The organism is uncultured Aureimonas sp. (assembly GCF_913775355.1).
Classification (GTDB): Bacteria; Pseudomonadota; Alphaproteobacteria; order Rhizobiales; family Rhizobiaceae; genus Aureimonas.
Genome location: NZ_CAJYIU010000304.1, coordinates 1 through 22,853, shown reverse-complemented (window position 1 = coordinate 22,853; position 22,853 = coordinate 1). Strand labels below are relative to the sequence as shown.

Genomic DNA, 22,853 nt, shown 5'->3' with positions numbered 1-22,853 from the left:
TCACCGGCGCGAGCTCGGCCATTTCCTCTTCGCCGGTCGCGGCATGGACGCCGAAGATGCCGGTGTCGGAGAAGCTCCAGTGGAACGCCGAGATCGCGTAGCAGAGGCCGCGCGTCTCGCGGATTTCCTGGAACAGGCGGGACGACATGCCGCCGCCGAGGATGATCGAGAGCACCTGCGCGGCATAGAAATCGCGCTGGTAGTAGGGGCGGCCGGGAAAGCCGAGCACCATCTGCGCGTCGGCGAGATCGCGTTCCTCGCGGAAGTCGCCGCCTGTATAGACGGCAGGCTCGCGGCGATGCGTCCCCTCCGCCGAGGAAGCCGACGATCCGAACGCCGCTTCGACGCGGCGCACGACGTCGTCGTGCGACACGGCGCCAGCGGCCGATACCACCATCTGGTCGGGCGAGTAGTGACGCTTCAGGTAGGCGCGGATTTCGGCCGGGGTGAAGCCGCTGACGCTCTCGCGCGTGCCGAGAATGGGACGGCCGAGAATCTGGTCGGCATAGGCCGCGCTCTGGAAGTGGTCGAAGACGATGTCGTCCGGCGTGTCTTCCGCCGCGCCGATCTCCTGCAGGATGACGTGCTGCTCGCGGGCCAGCTCGTCCTCGTCGAAGCGCGAGTCGAGGAGGATGTCGGTCAGGATATCGACCGCAAGTGGCACGTCGTCTTTCATGACGCGGGCGTAGTAGGCGGTGGTCTCGACGCTGGTCGAGGCGTTCAACTCGCCGCCGACGTCCTCGATTTCTTCGGCGATCTGCCGGGCGCTGCGTCGGCTCGTGCCCTTGAAGGCCATGTGCTCGAGAAGGTGGGCGATGCCATGCTCACCCTCGGCCTCGTCACGCGCCCCGGCCTTGACCCAGACGCCGAGCGCCGCGCTTTCCAGCGTCGGCATGGTTTCGGTGGCGATCGTCAGCCCGTTGGAAAGACGCGTGATCTCGACGCTCATGCAGCGGCCCCAAGGCGCACGGCGCGGCTGCGCTCGCGAATGTACGCCTGGAGCGCGTCCAGATCGTTGGGAAGGACGTCGAACCGCTCGCCCTTCGTCATCAGGTCGGCGTGGCTCGGCGGCAGGGGCGGTTCCGTACCGCAGGCCGCCTTGACGGACGCCGGGAACTTGGCCGGATGAGCCGTGCCGAGCGAGATCATCGGCACGTCGCCGATGCGCTTCTCCGCCACCGCGACGGCGACCGCCGTGTGGGGATCGAGGAGATAGGCGGTCGATGCCAGCTGGTCGCGGATCGTCTCGGCCGTTTCGCCTTCGCCGGTGCGCCCGGCGTCGAACTCGGCGCGGATGTAGGAGAGGATGTCATCGGGCACGGTGAAGGCGCGGGACTGCTTGAGCTGGTCCATGAGCCGGCGGATGACGCCCGCGTCACGCCCGCTCGCCTCGAACAGCAACCGCTCGAAATTCGACGAGATCTCGATGTCCATCGAGGGCGACATGGTGGCATGGACGCCTTCCATCTCGTAGCGCCCGGTGCGCAGGCACCGCTCCAGAATGTCGTTCTCGTTGGTGGCGACGACGAGGCGCTCCACCGGCAGGCCCATGCGCTTGGCGGCGAACCCGGCGAAGATGTCGCCGAAATTCCCGGTGGGCACGGTGAACGAGACTGGCTTGCGAGGCGCGCCGACGCTGGCGGCGGCGGTAAAGTAGTAGACGATCTGGGCCATGATGCGGGCCCAGTTGATCGAATTGACGCCCGACAGCGCGCTTTCCCGGCGGAACGCGGCATCGTTGAACATCGCCTTCACGAGGGCCTGGCAGTCGTCGAACGTGCCTTCGATCGCGACCGCATGAACGGTCTGCGAGCCGGCTGTCGTCATCTGCCGCTGCTGGACCGGCGAGACGCGGCCCTTCGGGAACAGGATGAACATGTCCGTGCGGTCGCTGGCGGCGAAGGCCGCGATCGCCGCGCCGCCGGTGTCGCCGGAGGTCGCGCCGACCACCGTCGCGCGCTGGCCGCGCTGTGCGAGGACATGGTCCATCAGCCGCGCCAGAAGCTGCATCGCTACGTCCTTGAAGGCGAGCGTCGGGCCGTGGAAGAGCTCCAGCACGAAATGACGGTCGCCGATCTGCACGAGCGGGGCGACCGCCGGGTGGCGGAACGTCGAGTAGGCTTCACGCACCATGCGCTCCAGCGCGTCCGGCGCGATCTCGTCGCCGACGAACGGCTTCAGGATTTCGAGGGCGACTTCGGCGTAGGGGCGGCCGGCGAAGGAGGCGATCGTTTCCGGAGCGATCTGCGGCCAGCTCTCCGGCACGTAGAGGCCACCGTCGCTGGCGAGGCCCGCGAGAAGAACGTCGGCGAACCCGAGGACCGGAGCTTCGCCCCGCGAACTGACATATCTCACGATAACTCCCAAACCTTCGGTTCGGCAAAACCGGGCGCCGCGGATTTCGCGTCCCGCCCGGTCGAAACCCGGATAGTGGCCTGATATAGAACGGCTCGACACGGTATGGGAAGAACCGCCGCATGCATATGTCCAAGCTGATCTTCGCACGCAACGCCGCCGGCATCGTTCTGGCGGGCCTCGCGCTCGGCGCCTGCAGCACCGCGGGCGGCGGCGGCGCGTCGGTGGCTCCGGCGCCGGTCCGGGCGGCCTCCAGCGAGGGCACGGTGCCGGACTACTGCCCGCAGGTCAGCCTGCGCGAGGGCACGGCCATCCTGCGCAAGGGCGAGGGCGACAATCTTCAGTACATCGCCTCGATCTCGGGCACGACGCGCTCCTGCCGCGTGCGCGACGGCCAGCTTTACATGGAGGTCGGCATCGCAGGCCGCGTGGTCCCCGGCCCGTCCGCACGGTCTGGCGAGGTCCAGTTGCCGATCCGCGTCGCGATCCTCGACGCCAACCAGCTCGTCTATAGCCAGCTCGGCCAGCAGCCCGTCGGTGTAACCCCGGCCGGCGGGGCGCAGGACTTCCGCTACGTCGACCGCGCGATCCGCATCGCCGTGCCGAAGGGCCGGTCGCTCGTGGTCTATGCCGGGTTCGACGAGGGGCCGCAGAACGGCACCAAGCGTCCCGGCTCCTGACGCGTCAGACCTGTTCCCAGTCGGCGAAGGCCTCGATGACCGCGGGGAACTCCGACAGGCGCCGGATCACCGTTTCGGCGCCGGCGTCGGTCAGCGAGTCCGCGTGACCCGGGTACGTATGGCTCGCTCCGACGAAGCCGACGACACGGCAGCCGGCTGCCACGGCTGCGGCAACGCCGTGAACGGAGTCCTCCAGAACGATCGTCTCGGCGGGCTTGGCGTCGAACTCCCGGCAGCCGTAGAGATAGACGTCGGGCGCCGGCTTGGTCTTCTTCGTGCCGACCTCGCGCGCCGGGAAGACGTAGGGGCGGAAGCGGTCCCAGAGCTTCACGCGCTCCAGCATCATCTTCAGCCGTTCGCCGGATGAGTTCGAGCAGATGGCTCGCGGCAGGTCGATGCGATCCAGCATCTCGTGGACGCCCGCGATCGCCTCGACCTCGGCGGCCAGCCGTTCGTCGAGAGCCTGCCGCTGCCGGTCGTTGTAGTCCTCCGGCAGGCGGATGCCCGCTTCCTCCTGCAGGAGTTCGGCGATCCGGTCCTGCGTGAGCCCCGCGAAGCGCTCGGCGATCTCGGTCGGCGAGATCTCGTAGCCGACCTCCTTCAGCATCTTCGAGTCGACCTTGGCCGAGATGATCTCGGAATCGACGAGGACGCCGTCGCAGTCGAACAGCACGAGGGAAAGCGGCATGTGGATGCCCTCCGGCACTTGGAAACGAAACGGTGAGGGGAGACGCGGACCCGGTAGCACAGGGTCGGCGGGCTGAACACCCGCCCCGGCTTCACCGATCATTAAGCTCGTTCGGTAACCATGTGGCTCCGAGTTCAGTCCCGAGTCCAAGGTAGCCCGATGTCGAAACTGCAGACCCTGCACCGTCTTCCCGTCGAGCCCTCTGCCAAGCCCGAATGGTTAAACACGATCATCAAGGGCGACTGCGTTTCGAGGATGGCGGCGCTGCCGGAGAAGTCGGTCGACGCGATCTTCGCCGATCCGCCGTACAATCTTCAGCTCGGCGGCGACCTCCACCGGCCCGACCAGTCGAAGGTCGATGCGGTGGACGACGCCTGGGACCGGTTCGAGAGCTTCGCCGCCTACGACGCCTTTACCCGCGCCTGGCTGCTGGCGGCACGACGCCTCCTCAAGCCGAACGGCACGATCTGGGTGATCGGCTCGTACCACAACATCTTCCGCGTCGGCGCCATCATGCAGGACCTCGGCTTTTGGATCCTGAACGACGTGGTCTGGCGCAAGACCAACCCGATGCCGAACTTCCGCGGCCGGCGGTTCCAGAACGCCCACGAGACGATGATCTGGGCGTCGAAGAACGCCGACGCGAAGGCGTACACGTTCAACTACGATGCGATGAAGGCGGCCAACGACGACACGCAGATGCGGTCCGACTGGCTGTTCCCGATCTGCTCGGGCGGCGAGCGGCTGAAGGACGACGAGGGGCAGAAGGTCCATCCGACCCAGAAGCCGGAAGCGCTGCTGGCGCGCGTCATCCTGTCCTCGACGAAGCCCGGCGACACGATCCTCGATCCGTTCTTCGGAACGGGCACGACGGGCGCGGTCGCCAAGCGCCTCGGGCGCAACTTCGTCGGCATCGAGCGCGAGGACGACTATATCGAGGCGGCGGCCGACCGCATCCTGTCGGTCGAGCCGCTCGGAGCGGACATCCTGCGGGTCGCGGCCGGGAAGCGCGCCGAACCGCGCGTGCCCTTCGCCAGCCTCGTCGAGTCCGGCCTCGTCACGCCCGGAACCGAGCTGACCGACGCAAAGGGGCGCTGGCGCGCGAACGTGCGCGCCGACGGCACGATCGCGGTCGGCGGCGAGGCGGCCTCGATCCATCGGATCGGCGCGAAGGTTCAGGGTCTCGACGCCTGCAACGGCTGGACGTTCTGGCATGTGCATGAGAACGGGCGGCTGCGCGTGATCGACGAGCTTCGCCAGATCGTCCGCGACCAGATGGCGGCGGCACCGGTCTAGGTTACGCCAGCCCGCTCCAGCACCCGGCGCATCAGGGTCGGCAGGGCTTCGGCGGCGAGACTGGCCGGGGAGGCCCACCAGCCGTCGATCGGAGGATCGTCCGCTCGCTCGGCGACCCAGACTTCGAGCGTCAGGTCGAAATGGGTGAAACCGTGCGGCACGAAGCCCGCGAGATGCCAGTCGCCGGCGACGGGCGCCGCCTCCGCGCCCGTCGCGCCGTCGCCACGCGAACTCCAGGCCGTCGTCGGCGGCTCGCTCATGCCGCCCAGGAGGCCGATGGCGGGACGGCGACGCAGCCAGACCGAACCGTCTGCCGGCCGGCGCAGGACGAAGGCGGCGCCAACGCGGGCGGGCTTCGCGCCCTTCGCCGCCTTCACCGGAAACTCCTCCTGCCGGCCCAGACGACGCGCCTCGCAGTGATCGGTCACGGGGCAGAGGACGCAGGCCGGCTTGCGCGGCGTGCAGATCGTCGCGCCGAGATCCATCATCGCCTGCGCGAAATCGCCCGGTCTCCTCTGCGGCGTCAGTTCGTGCACGAGCGCCCGGATCGGCTTGCGGGCGGCGGGCAGGGGCGTTTCGATGCAGGCGATGCGTGTTGCAATGCGTTCGATGTTGCCGTCGACCACCGCCACCGGCTCGTCGAAGGCGATGGCCGCGACGGCGGCCGAGGTGTAGTCGCCGACGCCGGGCAGGGAGCGGAGCGCCGCGGCGGTCTCGGGGAAACGGCCGCCCCGCTCGGACGCGACCACACGGGCGCAGGCAAGAAGGTTGCGGGCGCGCGCGTAGTAGCCGAGCCCGGCCCAGGCGCCCATCACTTCGGCATCTTCCGCGGCCGCCAGCGCTTCGACGGTCGGCCAGCGCTCCGTGAAGGCCGCGAAGTAGCTTTTGACCGCAGCGACCGTGGTCTGCTGCAGCATGATCTCCGACATCCAGACACGATACGGATCGGGTCGGACGCCGGTTTCTAGATCGGCCGGGGAGACGCGCCAGGGCAGGGCGCGGGCATGCCGGTCGTACCATTCGAGCAGCGCCGACGCGAAGCGCCCGTCGGTCCGGTCGGGTTGACTTCGCTCCGGGCGGCGTTCATCCAACCGCCCTTCCGGGCCTTCATCGCCCCTCGTTCGGGCCGGCATCGTGCGTATCGATTTCTTCGTCATCAATCTCGACCGGTCGCCGGAGCGTCTTGCGGACATTCGCGCCGACATGGCCGCGGCGGGCATCGACGTGATACGGATCCCCGGCGTCGATGGAAAGGCGATCCCCGACGCCGAGCGCAGCCTGCTCGACACGCCGCGCTTCCTCAGGCGACACGGCAAGCGGCCGGCGGCAGGCGAGTACGGCTGCTATCTCAGCCATCTCCGCGCGATCGAGGCGATCGCTGCCGGTTCTGCCGAAGCGGGCGTCGTGTTCGAGGACGACGTTCGGCCACGCCCCGAAATGACGGCCGTGCTGGCGGACCTCGCGGCGCGGGACGACTGGGACGTCGTGCGCTTTGCCCATCACCGCCGCCCGTCGCGCCGCCGCCTTCGGGCGCTCGTCGAGGGCCGCGCCATGTCGGCCGCCTATCACGGCCCGACGGGCAGCGCGGCGGCCTACATCGTTCGCCGCTCGGCCGCTTCGAGGCTCGCGGAGGCCTTGAAGCCTATGTCCCTGCCGTTCGACGTGGCACTGGAGCGGGGGTGGGCCACGAAGGTCCGGACCTTCGACGTCTGGGACGATCTCGTCACCTTCAGCCCGCGCTCGAAGACCAGTCAGATCGAGGTCGGCGGCCGGTATGGCGCCCGCAAGCTGAAGCCGTGGCGTCGGCTGCCGACGCTTTTGTTCCGGACCGGTGAACTCGTCCGGCGGATCGCCTACGCGCTCGCGGCAGCGCGTTCGCGATGACGTTCCGAACGCTTCTTCTTCATCGCAGGCGATGGGACCCGATGGCGCTCGCCATCGGGACGGCGTGCCTCGCCCTGCTGATTTCGGTCGGCAAGGTGGTGTTCCTGTTCTTTGCGGTCTGCGGCCTTTATCTCGCCCTTGCCCGACCTCGCAGCTGGCGCGGCATGCCGGTCGCCTTCACCGGCGTGCTCGCGGCCTGGGCGGTCTGGCAGATCGGTCTCAGCCTCGCGCGCGGCGAGCCGCTCGACGGCAACCGCGTCCTCTCCTACGCGGGTCTGGAGTTCGCCTGCGCACTTCTGCCGCTGGGTCTCGGTCTCGTCCGCCATCCCGCGCATGCGCTGGCCTGGGGCGCCCGCATCGGCGTCATCGCCCTCGTGATCCTCGCGCCGATCGACTATGCGATGACCGGCGCTCGCGTCGGCCTCGGCAAGAACGAGGCGATCTTCGCCTTCGTCGTCGGCGCCGTCGCCATCGCGGCCCGCCTGCCGACAGGCAACCGGTTGCGCTTCCTGCCTGACGGACGAATCTGGACCTACCTCGCGGCCGTCCCGATCGTCCTCAGCGGTACGCGGGCGGCCATGCTCCTTTTCATCGTGGTCGCCGTACTGGATCTCCGCCGCGCGATGCCACGCCTTCGTGCCGGCGGACGGCGCGGAGCGCTCGCTCTCGTTGCCGCGGCCGTGGTGGCGATGCTGGCCATCGTGCCGGTCGGCGGCTTCCTCATTGATCGCGTCGAGTCGGGCGTGACGGAGATCGAGGCCTATGAGGCGACGGGGCTGGCGGTCGGCTCGGTCGATACCCGCATGGCGATGTGGTCATCGGCCGTCCGCGTCCTCGCGCAGCATCCGCTCGTCGGTGTCGGCGGTACGGCGCGCATGGAAGAGGTCGCGGCCGAAGCCGGACCCAACGCACGGGAAATCCTCCGCTACCAGCACCTGCACAACCTCGTTCTCGACGAAGCCTTGTCGAGCGGGCTCGTCGGCGTCGCGCTGATGGTCGGGGCGATGGCGGCGTTCCTGACCGCCGCGCTGCGCCGCGCTGCCGACCCATTGGTCCGCGACGCCAGCATCACGCTCGTCGCCTTCACCGTCATCTTCGGCCTCTTCCACGGTGTACTGCTGAACGAATGGATGGTGCTGGTCGCCTTCGCCAGCATGGCCGTGATCCTCACGGAGCTTGGTCGCAGGCGTCCGTTCGGCGCGGCCGGGGCAGAGGTGCCATGAAGCCCGTGCCGCCGAAGGGACCCCGCCGCGCGGCTCGCCCGATCGGCGATCTCGTATCGCAGCTGGTCGAGCCCGTCGTGGCGCGCAAGGCCGGCATGTCGCTCGATCTCATCGGCGCCTGGCCCGAAATCGTGGGTCCGCGGCTGGAGGAGGGGTGCCGGCCGGAGAAGCTCGTGTGGCCGAAGGGGTATGGCGATGATACGGCGCTCCCGGCGACGCTCGTCATCGCCTGCGAGGGCGCCTTCGCGCTTCGCCTGCAGCACGAGGTGGAGACGATCCTCAGCCGCGTAAACGACTATTTCGGCTACCGCGCAGTCGACCGGATCAAGATCGTTCAGCGCGCGGTGCGTCAGGTTCGCCCGAACCGCAAGCCACCCGTCGGCCCCCTGACAGCCTCCCACCGCGAGACGATCCGAGAAGTTACCGCACGGATCGAGAGCGACGCACTGCGCCGGGCGCTGGAGCGCCTCGGCGAAAGCGTCCTCCGGCGCAACGCAGCCGGACGGGACCGCGACAAGCGCTGACGCGCGCAACACTGCGTGACGCGCGAGGATCGGCGCATCGCCGCACGTTGGATCGCCACATTTGACCGCCTACGTGCCATAAGCGAAACCGAATCATGGCTTCTGCGAAAGGCTGATCACTCGATGCCCGTCTCCTCGACCCGCACCCGGACCCTCAACCCCGGCGCCCGCGCGCTCTTCGCCGGCTTGCTCACCGCAGGGATCGCGCTCGGGAGCTTGGCGCCCGCCCTCGCGCAGTCCGAGACTCCGGCATCCGCTCCGGCAACGCCGGCCGCCGCCGCGCAGACCAATCCGTCCGCCGCGACGGCCCCGGCACCGGAGGGCACGGTGGACGTCGCCAAGCTGATGGCGCCGCAGGCCCTGCCGGACATCATCATCGGCAAGGCCGATGCGCCGGTGACGATCGTCGAATACGCCTCGATGACCTGCAGCCACTGCCGCGACTTCCACTCCGAGACCTATCCGAAGATCAAGGCGGACTACCTCGACACCGGCAAGGCCAAGCTGATCCTGCGCGAGTTCCCGTTCGACCCGCGCGCGCTCGGTGCCTTCATGCTGGCGCGTTGCGCGGGCGACGACAAGCGCACCGCGATGGTGGACGTCCTGTTCGACCAGCAGCGGGAGTGGGCGGGCGCCGAGAACGCGTCTGCCGCGCTTCTCAAGATCGCGCAGCTCGCCGGCATGACGCAGGATCAGTTCGCCGCCTGCCTCAAGGACACCGATCTGCAGGGCAAGGTCGTCGCCGTGCAGGCTGCCGGGCAAAACGAGTTCGGCGTGAACGCCACGCCGACCTTCTTCGTCAACGGCGACAAGTATGCCGGCGCCCTTTCGGCCGACGAGATGGCGGCGGTGATCGAGAAGCACCTCTAAGAAACAGCCTTTGCGCCCGGCCGACATCGTGCCGGGCGCAAAACTTTTGCAGTGCAGCAATTGGCGCAGGCGTCGGTTTGACTTATGTCTGACGCCTAGAGTTCATTTAACGCTCCTTCGAGCCGCGACGGCGCCGGTTTTCCATGGCCAAGAGACTGTTCACGTTCATGCGTGGAACGGCGGACCGCACTGCGGATCCGGCGGAGGCGCTTGGGCTGAAGGGCTCGAACCTAGCGCTCCTGGCCTCGCTCGACCTGCCGGTTCCGCCGGGCTTCACAATCTCGACCTCCGCCTGGCGTGAGGCCGAGGGGAGCGAAGCCCTGCCGCCGGCAATCCGCAACGAGGTTCTGGCGGCGATCGAGTGGCTGCAGCAAGTGACCGGGCGCACGCTGGACGGCGCGCAGAAGCCGCTGCTTCTCGCCGTCCGCACGAGCGCACGGGCGGTCATGCCGGGGCTGGCCGACTCGGTGCTGGATCTCGGGCTCAATAGCCGGACGGTCGAGCTTCTCGCACGCGAACTCGGCGACGTCGGCTTCGCCTTCCGCGCCTACCGCCGCTTTATCGAGAGCTACTGCAGCCTGATCCACGCGGTGGATTCCAGCGACTTCGAGGAGGTCGCCGAGACCGAGCGGGCGCGCGCGGGCTGGGAGGGCGACGAGCCCCATTCGCTGGTCGACTGGCGCGCGCTGATCGCCGCCTACCTGCGTTTCGTCGAGGACGAAGTCGGCAATCCGATGCCGCAGACGCCGCTCGAGCAGCTCTACCGCGTGATCGAGGCGAGCTTTGCCAGCTGGCGCGGGCCGGTCGCGCGGGCCTTCCGCCTTGCACACGGCATTTCCGAGAATGCCGGCGTGGCGATCACCGTGCACTCCATGATCTTCAACGAGCGCGGCGAGAAGTCGGGCACGGGACGCGCACTGTCGCGCGATCTGAAGACTGGCGAGCCGCGCCTGACCGGCGAGTTCGTCTTCGGCAACCGCGATGGCGCGAGTCCGGCCGGCATTACGGAGCCGCTTAGCCTCGAGCGGATCGACGCCGAGCCGGACCTGTTTCCCGCCGACCTCGGCGCGCTGACCGACTACGTGCGCCGGATCGAGGCGCATGTGGGTGATGCCACCGAGGTCGACTTCATGGTTGGCGACGGCGAGCTGTTCTTCCTGCAGTCCCGCATCGCGCGCCGGAACGTCGCAGAAGCCATCCGAATCGCGGTCGAGATGGTCCGGGAAGGGCAGATCGCCGAGGAGGACGCGCTGCTGCGGATCGAGCCGTCGTCGCTCGACCAGCTCCTTCATCCGACCATCGAGCGCGGCGAAGAGATCCTCGTCATAGCCAAGGGCATGCCGGCCTCGCCGGGCGCCGCCAGCGGCGCGATCGTGTTCTCGTCCGAGCAGGCGATCGCGATGGCGGCGGAAGGGCGCAAGACCATTCTGGTGCGCAACGAGACCCTGCCGGAGGACGTGCACGGCATGCACGTGACCGAAGGCGTCCTCACGGTGCGCGGCGGCACCACCAGCCACGCGGCCGTCGTGGCGCGCGGCATCGGCAAGCCCTGCGTGACCGGTGCGGGTTCCGTCCGCATCAACCAGGAAGCTGGAACCGTGATCGCGCTCGGCCGGACGCTGCGCGCGGGCGACCAGATCACGATCGACGGCACGTCCGGGGAGGTCATCCTCGGCTCGCCCAAGCTGAAGCGCCCGTCGCTGACGGGTGACTTCGCGACGCTCATGTCGTTTGCCGATCGCGCGCGGCGCATGGAAGTGCGCACCAACGCCGAAACGCCGGCCGAAGCGCGCGCCGCACGTGCCTTCGGGGCCGAGGGCATCGGCCTCTGCCGCACCGAACACATGTTCTTCGAGGGCGAGCGCATCTCCATGATGCGCGAGATGATCCTCGCATCGGACGAAGCCGGTCGACGCGCGGCGCTCGAACGCCTCCTGCCGATCCAGCGTTCCGACTTCATCGAGCTCTTCGAGATCATGGCCGGCATGCCGGTCACGATCCGTCTCCTCGATCCGCCGCTCCACGAGTTCCTGCCGAAGGGCGAGCAGGAGATCGCCGAGACCGCCGTGATGCTCAGCATGAGCCCGGCCTACGTCGCCGAGCGGATCGAGGCGCTTCACGAATTCAATCCGATGCTCGGCCACCGCGGGTGCCGCCTCGCGATCTCGCATCCCGAGATCGTCGAGATGCAGGCGCGCGCGATCTTCGAGGCGGCGATCGAGGCCGGCGAGCGCAAGGGCAAGGCCGTGGTCCCGGAGATCATGGTGCCGCTCGTCGGGCTGCGGCGCGAGCTCGACTTCGTGAAGGCGCGCATCGAGCGGATCGCGGAACTTGTCAAGCAGGAACGCGGCAAGAGCGTCGACTATCTCGTCGGCACCATGATCGAATTGCCGCGTGCCATCGTGCGCGCTGATACGATCGCCGAGGTCGCCGACTTTTTCTCATTCGGTACCAACGACCTGACGCAGACGGTCTACGGCATCTCCCGCGACGACGCGGCGAACTTCCTGTCGACCTACGAACGTCAGGGCATCATCGAGCGCGACCCGTTCCAGTCGCTCGACATCGAGGGCGTCGGCGAACTCATCGCGATGGGCGTCGAGAAGGCCCGGCGGACCCGGCCGGATATTTCGCTTGGGGTCTGCGGCGAGCAGGGTGGCGATCCGAATTCCATCGCCTTCTTCGAGCGGACCGGCCTCGACTATGTGTCGTGCTCGCCGTATCGCGTGCCGATCGCGCGCCTCGCGGCCGCGCAGGCGGCGATCCGCTTCGAGCGCGCGCTGCGGGCCGCAGCGGCGCCCAAGACCCGCGGACGGCATTGATCCGCCTTCCAGCCCCCATGTCGCCGACCGCGCAGCTGCGCTAGGATCGCCACGGCAGGTATCGGAGCAGAACGACTTGGCCGGACACTACATCAGGACGCGGGCCCGCACGGCCGGCTGGGCGTGGAGCTTTGCGGCTTTCGCGGTCGCGCTCATTCCGGTCGGCATCGTCCTGTTCCGCCTGCACCTCCTCGACCTTCAGGACCTGTCCTGGACGCTGCTTCTGGCGGGCGGCCTTGCCGCGCTCGGCCTGCTGCTGGCGCTCGTCGCAATCGTCAAGGTGTGGCGGCGCGGCGCCATCGGCGGCGGCCGAGCCGTTTCGGCTCTCGTCATCGCCGCTCTCGCCCTTCTGCCGTTCGCCGGTGCGGCGTTCCTCTATCGTCATTTCCCCGAGGGGGCGAGTGCCGAGACCGCCGGGCTGGTCGACGCGGCGCTGGCCCCCCTGGCGACGGCGTCGGGCTCGCCCGACGCCGTGCTGGCGGGGCGCGATTATCAAGCCACCGCGTCCATGGTCTACGAGGCGGCCCGGACCGCCCTCGAGCAAGAGGGCATCGAGATCACCGATGTGCAGAGCAGCCTGACGCCGCCGCGTGACAGCGAGGACCTCGGTGTCAGCGGCACGGTCGCGGTGCCGATCCCGACCCTGCGCGGCAGCATTGCCGCGGAGCCGCAGGATCGTTTCGCGATGAAGGATGCTCGTGAATACACGATCCAGGCCGTCGCCTACGCCCCGATCTTCGCCTTCCCAAGCGATGTGACGATCCGTATTGCCGAGGAAGGAGCGCAGACCTTCATCGACATGCGGTCCGCTTCGCGCGACCTCGACCGGGATCTCGGCCAGAACCGGCGGATCATCGTCGCCTTCCTGAACGGCGTCGACGAGGCGATGCGCGCCGCCGAAGGCATTGTGCAGGAAGAGTAGGCCCGTCAGGCGGGGCGGTATCGGCTGGTCAGCCCGAACGGGCCCTCGGGCTGCACGAGGTCCCGCTCGATCAGGCTTTCCAGATGGGCGAGGACCGAAAGCCCCGCCGCGCCGTGCAGCCGTCGGTCCGTGGTGTGGTAGATCGCCGCCACCATCTCGGGCACCGTCGACAGGCCGGCGCGGACCTTTTCGAGAACTGCGCTCTCGCGCATGCGCCGATGGGCGCGCAGGCCGCGCACGAACGCGGCGGGATTCTCGACTGGCCCGCCATGGCCCGGCAGATAGCGGCGATCCGAGCGCTCCAGCAACCGGTCGAGCGAGCGCATGTAGTCCGACATCGAACCGTCGGGCGGCGCGACCACGCTCGTCGCCCACGCCATGACATGATCGCCGGAGAACAGGATACCCGTCTCCTCCAGCGCGAACGCCATGTGATTGCCGGTGTGACCGGGCGTGTGGAGACCTCGCAGCACCGTCTCGCCGAGCCGGATCGTGGCGCCTTCGGGAACGACGATGTCGGGGGTGAACGCCAGGTCCGAGGCGGCGTCCAGGAGATTGACCTCCCCGTCGAGAAGCGGGCGGGCGGTGCGATGCGGGCCTTGCGCGGCGAGGGGAGCCGAGGTTGTCTGCGAAAGCCGCGTCGCCAGCGCGGAGTGATCGAGATGCGTGTGCGTCACCAGAATTGCGTCCACGGGACGACCGTCGATCGCCGAAAGGAGCGCCCGGAGGTGAGCGTCGTCGTCCGGTCCGGGATCGACAACGAGTAGGCGGTCCTGTCCGACCAGATAGCTGTTCGTGCCGTGGAACGTCATCGGCCCGGCATTGGGCGCCGTGACGCGCACGATGCCCTCTTCGACGGGAACCGGCCATCCATGCCGTGGATCGAATTCCTGGTTCAGGTCGAGGCTCATTGCGCGTCCCGCATGTGGTTTCCTTCGGCGCGCGATCCGGCTTGGCCATCCCGAGAGCTTCGCGATATAGCGGCGGACATGATCTGGACCATTGCCGCGCTCTACCGTTTCGTGCCCGTTCTCGACCCGTCCGGCCTGCGCGCGGTGCTACTCGATCTCTGTACACGAGAGGCGATCTGCGGCACGATTCTCGTGGCGCCGGAAGGGATCAACGGGACCATTGCCGGTCACAGAGCGGGCATCGATGCCGTCCTCGATCGTCTGGACCACGACTTCGGCATCCGCGCGGGTGAGGTCAAGTTCTCGGAGGCTGCGGAGCAGCCGTTCGCGCGCCTGCGCATCCGCGTGCGCCCGGAAATCATCACCATGCGCGCCCCGGAGGCCGATCCGGCGCGTCAGGTGGGCACCTATGTCGAGCCGGAGGACTGGAACGCTTTGATCAGCGATCCCGAAACCCTCGTCCTCGACACGCGCAATGTCTACGAGACGCGCGTCGGGACATTCGCGCATTCGGTAGACCCGCGGATCGAAAACTTCACGCAGTTCAAGGATTTTGCCGAGCAACAACTGGATCCCGACCGCCATCGCAGGATCGCGATGTTCTGTACCGGCGGCATCCGCTGCGAGAAGGCATCGAGCTACCTTCTTGCGCACGGCTTTGAGGATGTCCGGCACCTGAAGGGTGGCATTCTCAAGTATCTCGAAGTCGTCCCGGCGGAGGAGAGCCTTTGGCAGGGTGACTGCTACGTCTTCGACAACCGTACGGCTGTCGCGTCGGCAGTACGGCCGGCGGACTGGCAGTCCTGTTTCGGATGCGGCAGCCCTCTCTCGCCGGACGATCGCGCCGATCCGCGATACGAGGAGGGGGTGTCCTGCCCGCACTGCGCGGCCGAATTGAGCGACGAGAAGCGCGCTCGCCTGCGGATGCGCCATGCGCAGATGAAGAGTGTGGATAAGTTTAGCCGCGACGGTTAGTCCGTCTTCACCGCATTGCAACATCTTCCGTATTGAAACGTTTCAATCGCAATCGCTCCGATGCTGGAGAGTCGCCGTGCAAGCGTTTCGCAATCGCAAGCTTCATCTGGCCGGTCTCGCAGGCGTCAGCCTGACAGCGTCGGCGCTTCTCGTTCGAGAGCTGGATGCCAGCGGCCTCTATGGTCCCGTCGGAACAGCGAGCACGCTCATCGGCGACCTCCGCTCGAGCCTGCCGATCCCTCAGGCGGACGGATCGGTTCTCGAGAATGTCGGGTTTGACGGCCGCAAGGTGACCCTCGAATTCGTCGCGGACGAGCGGGTCGATCTTCATCTCCTGCGCGACAGCGAGCGCAGCGAGCGGTGCAGCCTCTGGTACTCCGCCTTCCGCCGCGGCGAGGTGCAGGAGGTCGAATACCGCTACCGACAGGGTGGTGCGGCCTCGTCGGCGCACCTCAACGCCGCGATCTGCGGCTGACGGCTTTCGATATCGGGCGGGTACGTCCCGCCCAATATCGATGTCGTATCCGACCGGTCAGTCGGCCCGGCGCGGCTTGCCGGGGCGGCTCGGCTTACCCGCACCCTTGCCGGGCCCCTTCGCGCCGAACTTCGGCGGACCCCGGCGCGGGGCGTCGCCATCCGCCTGACGCGCGAAAGCCTTCTGAGCACGAGGCGGGCGCCCGGCCTTGCCGGCGTTGCCGCCATCGCGATCGCGGTCGCGACCGGCCGGCGGAGCGCCGCCCTCCATCCGCGTCACCGTGATATCGTCGTCGCTGCCCTGCGCGGCCGAGGCGAAGCGCTCTGCGGCATCGGCACGAATTTCCACCTTCGTCTCCTTATCGAAGATGCGGATCGCGCCGATGTCCTCGCGCGTGACCTTGCCGCGACGGCAGAGGAGCGGAAGAAGCCACTTCGGATCAGCGTTGTTTCGACGCCCGATGTCGAGGTGGAACCAGACGGCGGGACCAATGGCGTGCCGACCGCCGCCACCTTCCTCGCGCTCGCCATCCCGTCGGCTGCGCGGCTCGGCATTGGCCTTGCGGCCTGCCTTGTCGTCGCGGCCGGGGCCGGGATCGTAGATGTCCTCGGGCGCCGGAAGCTTCTGCCGGTAGAGCCTTGCGAAGGCCGACGCAATCTCCATCGGCGAGAAGCGCTCGACGAGAACGCCCGCTGTCGCGAGATCGTCGTCGCCCGCCTCATCGGAGAACAGCGGGTCGGTCAGCAAACGGTCGCGGTCGAGTGCGCGGATCTCGTCGGCCGACGGAGGAGCGCTCCAGACCGGGCGGATTTTCGCGTCGGTCAGGAGCCGATCGGCCTTGCGGCGCTTCGACAGCGGCACGAGGAGTACCGAAACGCCCTTGCGCCCGGCGCGTCCCGTCCGCCCGCTGCGATGCTGCAGCGTTTCCGCGTCGTTCGGCAGTTCGGCGTGAATCACGAGCCCGAGGTTCGGCAGGTCGATGCCGCGCGCCGCGACGTCGGTCGCCACGCACACGCGCGAGCGGCCGTCGCGCAACGCCTGGAGAGCCTGATTCCGCTCCGCTTGGCCCAATTCACCCGAGAGCGACACCGCGCCGAACCCACGGTCGAGAAGACCGGTGTGGAGATGGCGAACCTGTTCGCGCGTGTTGCAGAAGACGATCGCCGTTGGCGACTCGGCTTGGCGAAGCAAATTGACGACGGCGTGCTCGATCTCGGTCGGCGCGACGCGGATCGCGCGATACTCGATGTCGGAATGGCTCGAGCTCTGGTTCGCGACCTCGATGCGCAGCGCGTTCGTCTGATAGCGCTTGGTCAGCGCGACGATCGGCTTGGGCAAGGTGGCGGAGAAGAGCAGCGTCCGACGCTCAGCGGGGGTCGCTTCCAGGATGAACTCGAGATCCTCGCGGAAGCCGAGGTTCAGCATTTCGTCGGCCTCGTCGAGGACGACGACGCGCAGATCCTGCGTGCGCAGGTTGCCGCGCTCCAGATGATCTCGCAGGCGGCCCGGCGTGCCCACGACGAGGTGAGCACCGCGGAACAGCGCCTTCTGCTCTGTCCGGGCATCCATGCCGCCGACGCAGGTGACGATCCGCGCGACCGCTTCGGCGAACAGCCAGCGCAACTCGTCGCTCACCTGCAGCGCGAGCTCGCGCGTCGGGGCGATGATGAGGCCAAGCGGGCTACCCGCTTCGCCGAGCGTATCCTGCCCTTCCAGAAGCGTCTGGCCCATGGCGAGGCCGTAGGCGACCGTCTTGCCCGAGCCGGTCTGCGCGGACACGAGAAGATCGCGGCTGTCGGCGGCAGCTTCGACCACGCTCTTCTGAACGGGAGTCGGGTCCTTGTAATCGCGGCCTTCGAGGGCGCGAGCGAGAGCCGGATGAATGGGGGGAAAGGCCAAGCGGATCGTCCTTGGAGTGTTCGGCCCTTGCGGGCGCGGCCCTCGCGTCGGATGCGATGCCGATAAGAAATAAGGCCCATGTGCCGGATGGAACGGCCGCCGACGGGCGTGCAACAGAAGAAACGGCGGTCTGCGACTGCAGGACCACCGTTGTGTTCGCGGGAGCTATAAGCCTTTCGCGCCGCAAAGGCGAGGGGCACGCTCAGCCGTTGGCGGCCTTGCGCCGACGCCGGCGTCCCCACTTCACGTCCGCCTTGCGGCGCCAGCGGCGCACGAAGGCGAGATCGATCGACAGGATCAGAAGGCCCAGCGGCAGCATCCAGATGCCGAAGACCGGCAGGAAGGCGAGAAACCCGCCGATGATGAAGCCGATTCCGACCGCCATCCGCGCCGCGCGGTTGGCGGGCAGCCGGAACTTGCGGCCGAAGATATGGACCGTGTGACCGCGAAGCCGGAAGAACTCGCGCCGTTTCACTGCCGTCTCTTCCACGCCGCCCCTAAGCCCTCTGCCTGATCCGCCGGTGCGGAAGGATGTGATGCCGAGGGAGGTGGCGGACAACCTCGTTCGAAGCGAGGCGGACAAGATTTTTTTGCCGAATATGACAGAACCACTTGGCAAACCGCGAACCCGTGGGTATACGCACCCTCGTTCGCAGGGCGAACTTTTCCCCGGTAGCTCAGTGGTAGAGCAATCGACTGTTAATCGATCGGTCGCTGGTTCGAATCCGGCCCGGGGAGCCACAAATCATCTTGAAGTGCTGATCGTCGAGACGCCCGGTTGCCTGTGTTGGCAACGCGGAGAGCGGCAGACTGCTGTTCGCGCTGCCGTTCAGTACGCTGAGGTCATCTCATTGCGACGCTGTCAGAACGCGTGACGGTTCTGACGGAAGCGGCCGGAGTCGATCTCGCGCTCGCGACGCTCCAGGTCGGCCAGCGACGTCGACTCGTTCAGATAGGCAAGGGCGCGTTCTTCGTGCGACGGAGCGCGAAACGCGGCGCGCAGGCGGCGGGTGATGCTCATGATCTTGTCTCCAGTTGGTATCGACAAGATCAAGATGGCTGCCGTTGCCGTGTGTTGCAATGCAGCATGATGCAAGGCCGCTATGCGATTCGCGCAACCCCGGCGGGGATTTGCCGGATGACGCAAACAATTTGTGTCAAATTGTATGCTTCCCGCAAATCCGGGATTGCCAGGAATTCATTGTTCCATACACTCGGCAGCAACGGACGTTCCGATAAGAAGAACGCCAGACGGAGGGGACGGACCATGACGAAGCATACGAGAGATTCGCTCTGTGCCGCGCGCGGCATGACGCTGGGGTGCCTTCTGTCCAGCGTGATCTGGCTGGCCGGATTGAACCTCGTCCTGCTTGGCGGGACCGTCAGCTTCTAATCCACGCCGCCGGTTTGGCGCCCGAACGTTCAGTTCGCTTGCGCCTGGCGATCCGTCAGCGCCTGCAGCGCTTCCATGACGCGCTCGAACTCGACCGGTTTGGCGAATACCGGAACGTCGCGGAAGCGCGCGGCGACCAGGGACGGATCGTAGGCCGTCAGGAACACGAACGGCACACCGCGACGCACCAGATCGTAGGCGACCGGGTAGCTCATCTCGCCGGCGAGATTGACGTCCATCAGCGCGGCATCGATGTCCGGGACGCGGGCAATCAGGGCGATTGATTCCTCGATCGTCGCCGTCGGGCCGACAACGGTCGCGCCGGCATCCTCCAGCTTCTCGGCCAGGGGGCGCGCAATCAGGAAATCGTCTTCGACCAGCAGGATCTGTTTGTTCTGGAGCATGGGTCCGTCACGGGCTTGATGGTGGCAGAACGGCGGGCGTGCCGTGCCAAACGCATCCGGGCGTCATCGGTTCGACACATGAGCCACGATCGTCGGATGGAAAGAGCGGGGCAGGGCGTTGTCCGCCCGTTCCCGGCCTCGCCGTGAAATGGCTCCCGCGGGGCTTGCGCAAACCGTCGGCTCCACGTACCAAGCGCGCCGTTGAGGCCTCGTGGCGGAGTGGTGACGCAGAGGACTGCAAATCCTTGCACCCGGGTTCGATTCCCGGCGAGGCCTCCAGCACCAGACGTCCCGCCCCTCTGAGGCGTCTCTCCCCCTTCGAATTCTCCTTGCGCCCCATCCCTCGATCGGGGTGCTTTCGCTTGTCAGCCAGCGGGGCGGCGAATATGGGATGGGCTGAGCAATCGATCCGAGGCCTGACATGGATTTCGCTGCCGCCCGCGTGAAGATGGTGGACAACCAGATTCGCACGACCGACGTGACGTCGCACGAGACGCTGCGCGCCTTCCTCAGCGTCCCGCGCGAGGCGTTCGTGCCCGACGAGCGGAAGGCGCTCGCCTACATCGATTCCGATATTCCGCTCGGCAACGGTCGCGCGCTGATTTCGCCGTCGCCGCTGGCCAAGCTGATCCAGCTTGCCGAAATTCTGCCTCAGGACGTGGTGCTCGATGTCGGTTGCGGCACGGGCTACTCCTCGGCTGTCCTGTCCCACCTCGCCGGCTCGATCGTCGCGCTGGAAGAGGATGCGGATCTCGCGGCCAAGGCGACCAAGGCCTTCGACGCGCTCGGGATCGTCAACGTCGCCGTGGTCACCGGCCCGTTGAAGGACGGCTGGGCGGGTGAGGCGCCCTACGACGTGATCGTCTTCGAGGGTTCGGTCGAAGCGCTTCCGAAGGCGCATATCGACCAGTTGAAGGACCGCGGGCGCCTTGTCGTCGTCGAGCGGTCGGGTGCGTCGGGCATGGCGAAGCTCTACACGAAGGAGGACGGAATCATCTCCGACCGCTTCGCGTTCAACTGCCACATCCCGGCTCTGCCCGGTTTCGCCAAGCCGCGCGAATTCGTCTTCTGACACCGAGCCGTAAGGGCGGCTCAAGCCTTCGGTCGCGAAACTTACATTCGCCAAGTGTTTGAGTCGCGCCACACCCGCCGTGCAAAACCGTCGACCGTCGCTCTGCGGGCTGGCGTTTGGACGTCGTTCGGTACACATCCTACTCGATAAGGTTCAGGCGAGGTTCGTCTGGGCCTCTCGTGTGCCGGTGTGTTTGGCATACGTCCGATTTCGGAGAATGCATCTTGCGCAAGAAGACGTGGATCCTGGCCTCCCTCTCGGCGCTTCTGATGGCGACGAGCGTCGATCTCGCCAACGCTGAGACCCTTCGGGAAGCGCTGGCCAAGGCCTATTCGAACAGCCAGAGCCTCAACTCCGCCCGCGCCCAGCTTCGGGCGACCGACGAGAACGTGCCGCAGGCGCGCGCCGGGCTCCGCCCGCGCGTGCAGGGTGTCGTGTCGACGCAAGGGTCGCGATCGCGCACCACGTTCGGTGACGGGCTTGAGACCCAGAAGCTTCGGACCGGCGTCGTCACCACCGGCATCCAGGTGAACCAGACGCTGTTCGACGGGTTTCAGACCCCGAACAACGTCAATGCCGCGCAGGCGCAGGTCCGCGCCTCCCAAAAGAACCTCGACAACACGGTGCAGGATACGCTCCTCGACACCGTCACCGTCTTCATGAACGTGCGCCGCGATCGCGAAGTCGCGGCATTCCGGCGTCAGAGCCTCGCCTTCCTCAACGAGCAGGTCCGCGCGGCGCAGGCTCGTTTCGACGTGGGCGAGGGCACGCGGACCGACGTCGCGCAGGCCCAGGCCCAGCAGGCGCTGGCGACCGCGCTTCTCAACACGGCGCTGTCCCAGGTGGCCAGCAGCGAAGCCCAGTATCTCGACGTCGTCGGCGATCCGCCGGGCAACCTCGAAGCCGGAACGCCGCCGAACCGCGGGGCGATCCCTTCGACGGTCGGCGAGGCCGTGCGCGTCTCGCAGGAGCAGCACCCCGCGATCCAGGCGACCAAGTTCGCCGTCGATGCCGCCTCGTTCCAGGTGAAGTCCGCCGAGGGCGCACGCCTGCCGACGCTGGCTGTCACGGGGCAGATCGACAATGCCTATGCGCTGTCGGACCGGGAGCCCAACCAGTTGCCCGGCGTCGACGTGAACACGCAGAACGAGGTTTCCGGCACGGTCGCCGCGCAGCTGACCGTTCCTATCTATCAGGGCGGCCTCGTCGCCTCGCGCGTGCGTCAGGCCAAGGAAACGCTGTCGCAGCGCCGGATCGAGGTCGACAACGTTCGCGATCAGGTCCGCTCGGCCGTGGCGAGCGCCTGGGCCCAGCGCCAGGCGGCGGAGGCCAATGTGCAGGGCTACCGCGCCCAGGTCGCCGCCGCGCAACTCGCGCTGAACGGCGTCGTGGAGGAGCGTAACGTCGGTCAGCGTACGACGCTCGACGTCCTGAACGCGCAGTCCGACGTGATAACCGCACAGATCCTTCTGGCCGGCGCGCAGCGCGACACGATCGTGGCCGCCTACACGCTGGCGTCCGCGGTTGGCAGCCTGCTGCCCGACCGGCTCGCTCTGGCGGTCGATCGCTACGAGCCGGAGCAGCATTATCAGGCCGTGCAGGACAAATGGTACGGGCTGCGGACGCCGGACGGGCGCTGACGCGCGGCCGGGCTTCTCGGCGTCCAGCCCGATCGGATTAAAAATTCGTTTATAAACTGCCCTTCGAACGAACCGGGGATTCCTGATCAGGCGCAAGGGGCGTACTCTCCCAGCAGATGCGCGTCGGGTGGCGGTCGCGAATCCAGATCGGGTACGGGTTTCATGAGCAAGGCGAGTGTCGCGCAGGAGCCGTCTATGGACGAGATCCTCGCATCCATCCGACGGATCATCGAGACGGGCGACGAAAAGTCGTCCGTGGCGAATCGGGAGGCAGCCGTCGGTGCGGCCCGGCAGATCCCGGCCTTCCTGGCTGGCGCCTCCTTTCAGGAGCCCGTGTCGGTCAGCGTACAGGCTGACGTGAGCGCTGCGCCCGCGCAGCTGCGCTTTCCATCGCCGTCGGAACCCGCGCATCCCGCTGCCCAGCAGCATTTCGCCGACGACGATCATCTCACCGCCGAACTCGAGACGGAACTCGCGGCGACCTGGGAGCGGATCGAGACGGGCTACGAGGCGGCTGATGTGGAAGCGGCTGTCGAGCGGCCGCAGGATGACCGCTTTTCGGAACAAGGATCCCGTTCCATGAGCCAAGACGCCGATCCCCATTCAGTCCCTCTGCCGATCGGCGCCGGTCAGCCGGACGTGGGCGCGAGCCTTCCGAACGCGCAATTGTCCACCAGCTACGAGGCTCCGATAGAGCGCAACGCCTTCGAGCCCGCCAACTCCGACGCGCGCCGGGCGGACGAGGGAGCTGCGTCCACGAGCCGGTTCGGCGACACGCCCCCGCCGCTGGTGTCGCCGACGACGGGCCAGCTCGTCGGCG

At 67.6% G+C, this 22,853-nt stretch carries 22 protein-coding genes, 2 tRNA genes and 1 pseudogene; 16 read left to right on the top strand and 9 right to left on the bottom strand.

Annotated features, from left to right (window positions below; genetic code table 11):
- The coding region (locus tag QZ753_RS18625) for a pitrilysin family protein (protein ID WP_294645836.1) at window positions 1-949 on the bottom strand (949 nt) is incomplete at its 3' end.
- Window positions 946-2,355: a threonine synthase gene (gene thrC / locus QZ753_RS18620; protein ID WP_294645834.1), complete on the bottom strand. Its 1,410-nt coding sequence runs from the start codon at window positions 2,353-2,355 to the stop codon at window positions 946-948. The genes thrC and QZ753_RS18625, both read right to left, overlap by 4 nt.
- 122 nt (window positions 2,356-2,477) lie before the next feature.
- Here thrC and QZ753_RS18615 point away from each other — a divergent pair, with 122 nt between their 5' ends.
- Entirely contained in the window at window positions 2,478-3,035 is a 558-nt protein-coding gene (locus QZ753_RS18615; RefSeq protein WP_294645832.1) for a hypothetical protein, read from the top strand.
- Window positions 3,036-3,039: 4 nt separating this feature from the next.
- Here QZ753_RS18615 and QZ753_RS18610 read toward each other — a convergent pair whose 3' ends face one another.
- Window positions 3,040-3,723 carry an HAD family phosphatase gene (locus tag QZ753_RS18610; RefSeq protein ID WP_294645830.1) on the bottom strand — a complete coding sequence of 228 codons (684 nt, stop codon included), beginning with the start codon at window positions 3,721-3,723 and terminating at the stop codon, window positions 3,040-3,042.
- Between the two features lie 159 nt (window positions 3,724-3,882).
- Between QZ753_RS18610 and QZ753_RS18605 the strand changes: the two genes are divergently transcribed.
- Window positions 3,883-5,019 carry a site-specific DNA-methyltransferase gene (locus QZ753_RS18605; RefSeq protein WP_294645829.1) on the top strand — a complete coding sequence of 379 codons (1,137 nt, stop codon included), beginning with the start codon at window positions 3,883-3,885 and terminating at the stop codon, window positions 5,017-5,019.
- Here QZ753_RS18605 and mutY read toward each other — a convergent pair.
- Window positions 5,016-6,110, bottom strand: a complete 1,095-nt coding sequence (gene mutY, locus QZ753_RS18600) for an A/G-specific adenine glycosylase (protein ID WP_294645827.1) — start codon at window positions 6,108-6,110, stop codon at window positions 5,016-5,018. The two genes, QZ753_RS18605 and mutY, sit on opposite strands and share 4 nt — an antisense overlap.
- Before the next feature lie 43 nt (window positions 6,111-6,153).
- On the opposite strand from mutY, the gene QZ753_RS18595 reads away from it, so the two are divergent.
- From QZ753_RS18595 to QZ753_RS18570, 6 genes are all read left to right on the top strand, one after another.
- Complete coding sequence (locus QZ753_RS18595; protein ID WP_294645825.1) at window positions 6,154-6,903, top strand: glycosyltransferase family 25 protein; 750 nt, start codon at window positions 6,154-6,156, stop codon at window positions 6,901-6,903.
- Between the two features lie 41 nt (window positions 6,904-6,944).
- Entirely contained in the window at window positions 6,945-8,126 is a 1,182-nt protein-coding gene (locus QZ753_RS18590; RefSeq protein ID WP_294645823.1) for an O-antigen ligase family protein, read from the top strand.
- On the top strand, window positions 8,123-8,650 hold the full coding sequence (locus QZ753_RS18585) for a DUF721 domain-containing protein (protein ID WP_294645821.1): 528 nt from the start codon (window positions 8,123-8,125) through the stop codon (window positions 8,648-8,650). Before QZ753_RS18590 ends, QZ753_RS18585 begins: the two co-directional genes overlap by 4 nt.
- A 123-nt stretch (window positions 8,651-8,773) precedes the next feature.
- Window positions 8,774-9,520 carry a DsbA family protein gene (locus QZ753_RS18580; protein WP_294645819.1) on the top strand — a complete coding sequence of 249 codons (747 nt, stop codon included), beginning with the start codon at window positions 8,774-8,776 and terminating at the stop codon, window positions 9,518-9,520.
- Between the two features lie 143 nt (window positions 9,521-9,663).
- Window positions 9,664-12,342: a pyruvate, phosphate dikinase gene (gene ppdK, locus QZ753_RS18575; RefSeq protein ID WP_294645817.1), complete on the top strand. Its 2,679-nt coding sequence runs from the start codon at window positions 9,664-9,666 to the stop codon at window positions 12,340-12,342.
- Window positions 12,343-12,418: 76 nt separating this feature from the next.
- Window positions 12,419-13,264, top strand: a complete 846-nt coding sequence (locus tag QZ753_RS18570; RefSeq protein WP_294645815.1) for a DUF1499 domain-containing protein — start codon at window positions 12,419-12,421, stop codon at window positions 13,262-13,264.
- A gap of 5 nt (window positions 13,265-13,269) precedes the next feature.
- Here QZ753_RS18570 and QZ753_RS18565 read toward each other — a convergent pair whose 3' ends face one another.
- Window positions 13,270-14,175 (bottom strand): MBL fold metallo-hydrolase, encoded by a 906-nt coding sequence (locus tag QZ753_RS18565; protein WP_294645814.1) that lies wholly within the window; start codon window positions 14,173-14,175, stop codon window positions 13,270-13,272.
- On the opposite strand from QZ753_RS18565, the gene QZ753_RS18560 reads away from it, so the two are divergent.
- Together QZ753_RS18560 and QZ753_RS18555 are read left to right on the top strand one after the other, a co-directional pair.
- The gene (locus tag QZ753_RS18560) at window positions 14,137-15,150 is read left to right on the top strand and encodes a rhodanese-related sulfurtransferase (RefSeq protein ID WP_294645813.1); all 1,014 of its coding nucleotides are present in this window, start codon (window positions 14,137-14,139) and stop codon (window positions 15,148-15,150) included. The two genes, QZ753_RS18565 and QZ753_RS18560, sit on opposite strands and share 39 nt — an antisense overlap.
- 76 nt (window positions 15,151-15,226) lie before the next feature.
- Window positions 15,227-15,625, top strand: coding sequence for a hypothetical protein (locus tag QZ753_RS18555; protein ID WP_294645811.1), 399 nt, complete (start codon window positions 15,227-15,229; stop codon window positions 15,623-15,625).
- Between the two features lie 57 nt (window positions 15,626-15,682).
- On the opposite strand, the gene QZ753_RS18550 is transcribed toward QZ753_RS18555, so the two are convergent.
- Entirely contained in the window at window positions 15,683-17,524 is a 1,842-nt protein-coding gene (locus QZ753_RS18550; RefSeq protein WP_294645810.1) for a DEAD/DEAH box helicase, read from the bottom strand.
- A 202-nt stretch (window positions 17,525-17,726) separates the two neighbouring features.
- Window positions 17,727-18,014: a hypothetical protein gene (locus QZ753_RS18545; RefSeq protein ID WP_294645808.1), complete on the bottom strand. Its 288-nt coding sequence runs from the start codon at window positions 18,012-18,014 to the stop codon at window positions 17,727-17,729.
- Between the two features lie 176 nt (window positions 18,015-18,190).
- Here QZ753_RS18545 and QZ753_RS18540 point away from each other — a divergent pair.
- Window positions 18,191-18,265 (top strand) — tRNA-Asn (locus QZ753_RS18540).
- 121 nt (window positions 18,266-18,386) lie between these two features.
- Here the strand turns inward: QZ753_RS18540 and QZ753_RS18535 are convergent.
- The gene (locus tag QZ753_RS18535; RefSeq protein WP_294645807.1) at window positions 18,387-18,545 is read right to left on the bottom strand and encodes a DUF3563 family protein; all 159 of its coding nucleotides are present in this window, start codon (window positions 18,543-18,545) and stop codon (window positions 18,387-18,389) included.
- A gap of 246 nt (window positions 18,546-18,791) precedes the next feature.
- Between QZ753_RS18535 and QZ753_RS18530 the strand changes: the two genes are divergently transcribed.
- Window positions 18,792-18,917 carry a hypothetical protein gene (locus tag QZ753_RS18530; RefSeq protein WP_294645806.1) on the top strand — a complete coding sequence of 42 codons (126 nt, stop codon included), beginning with the start codon at window positions 18,792-18,794 and terminating at the stop codon, window positions 18,915-18,917.
- Between the two features lie 29 nt (window positions 18,918-18,946).
- On the opposite strand, the gene QZ753_RS18525 is transcribed toward QZ753_RS18530, so the two are convergent.
- Window positions 18,947-19,321 (bottom strand): response regulator, encoded by a 375-nt coding sequence (locus QZ753_RS18525; RefSeq protein WP_294645805.1) that lies wholly within the window; start codon window positions 19,319-19,321, stop codon window positions 18,947-18,949.
- Window positions 19,322-19,526: 205 nt separating this feature from the next.
- On the opposite strand from QZ753_RS18525, the gene QZ753_RS18520 reads away from it, so the two are divergent.
- From QZ753_RS18520 to QZ753_RS18505, 4 genes and pseudogenes are all read left to right on the top strand, one after another.
- Window positions 19,527-19,600, top strand: a tRNA-Cys gene (locus tag QZ753_RS18520).
- Window positions 19,601-19,742: 142 nt separating this feature from the next.
- Window positions 19,743-20,393 (top strand): protein-L-isoaspartate O-methyltransferase, encoded by a 651-nt coding sequence (locus QZ753_RS18515; RefSeq protein ID WP_294645803.1) that lies wholly within the window; start codon window positions 19,743-19,745, stop codon window positions 20,391-20,393.
- Between the two features lie 224 nt (window positions 20,394-20,617).
- Window positions 20,618-22,033: a TolC family outer membrane protein gene (locus QZ753_RS18510; RefSeq protein ID WP_294645802.1), complete on the top strand. Its 1,416-nt coding sequence runs from the start codon at window positions 20,618-20,620 to the stop codon at window positions 22,031-22,033.
- A 195-nt stretch (window positions 22,034-22,228) separates the two neighbouring features.
- Window positions 22,229-22,853 (top strand): annotated as a pseudogene (locus QZ753_RS18505) (hypothetical protein); the annotation flags it as partial.

What these genes read in the sequence shown, in the direction of transcription:
- QZ753_RS18615 (WP_294645832.1), top strand. Translation starts at nt 2,478, where the DNA reads ATGCATATGTCCAAGCTGATCTTCGCACGCAACGCCGCCGGCATCGTT.
- QZ753_RS18610 (WP_294645830.1), bottom strand. Translation starts at nt 3,723, where the DNA reads ATGCCGCTTTCCCTCGTGCTGTTCGACTGCGACGGCGTCCTCGTCGAT.
- QZ753_RS18605 (WP_294645829.1), top strand. Translation starts at nt 3,883, where the DNA reads ATGTCGAAACTGCAGACCCTGCACCGTCTTCCCGTCGAGCCCTCTGCC.
- QZ753_RS18590 (WP_294645823.1), top strand. Translation starts at nt 6,945, where the DNA reads ATGGCGCTCGCCATCGGGACGGCGTGCCTCGCCCTGCTGATTTCGGTC.
- QZ753_RS18585 (WP_294645821.1), top strand. Translation starts at nt 8,123, where the DNA reads ATGAAGCCCGTGCCGCCGAAGGGACCCCGCCGCGCGGCTCGCCCGATC.
- QZ753_RS18580 (WP_294645819.1), top strand. Translation starts at nt 8,774, where the DNA reads ATGCCCGTCTCCTCGACCCGCACCCGGACCCTCAACCCCGGCGCCCGC.
- ppdK (WP_294645817.1), top strand. Translation starts at nt 9,664, where the DNA reads ATGGCCAAGAGACTGTTCACGTTCATGCGTGGAACGGCGGACCGCACT.
- QZ753_RS18560 (WP_294645813.1), top strand. Translation starts at nt 14,137, where the DNA reads ATGCCGTGGATCGAATTCCTGGTTCAGGTCGAGGCTCATTGCGCGTCC.
- QZ753_RS18565 (WP_294645814.1), bottom strand. Translation starts at nt 14,175, where the DNA reads ATGAGCCTCGACCTGAACCAGGAATTCGATCCACGGCATGGATGGCCG.
- QZ753_RS18535 (WP_294645807.1), bottom strand. Translation starts at nt 18,545, where the DNA reads ATGAGCATCACCCGCCGCCTGCGCGCCGCGTTTCGCGCTCCGTCGCAC.
- QZ753_RS18530 (WP_294645806.1), top strand. Translation starts at nt 18,792, where the DNA reads ATGACGAAGCATACGAGAGATTCGCTCTGTGCCGCGCGCGGCATGACG.
- QZ753_RS18525 (WP_294645805.1), bottom strand. Translation starts at nt 19,321, where the DNA reads ATGCTCCAGAACAAACAGATCCTGCTGGTCGAAGACGATTTCCTGATT.
- QZ753_RS18515 (WP_294645803.1), top strand. Translation starts at nt 19,743, where the DNA reads ATGGATTTCGCTGCCGCCCGCGTGAAGATGGTGGACAACCAGATTCGC.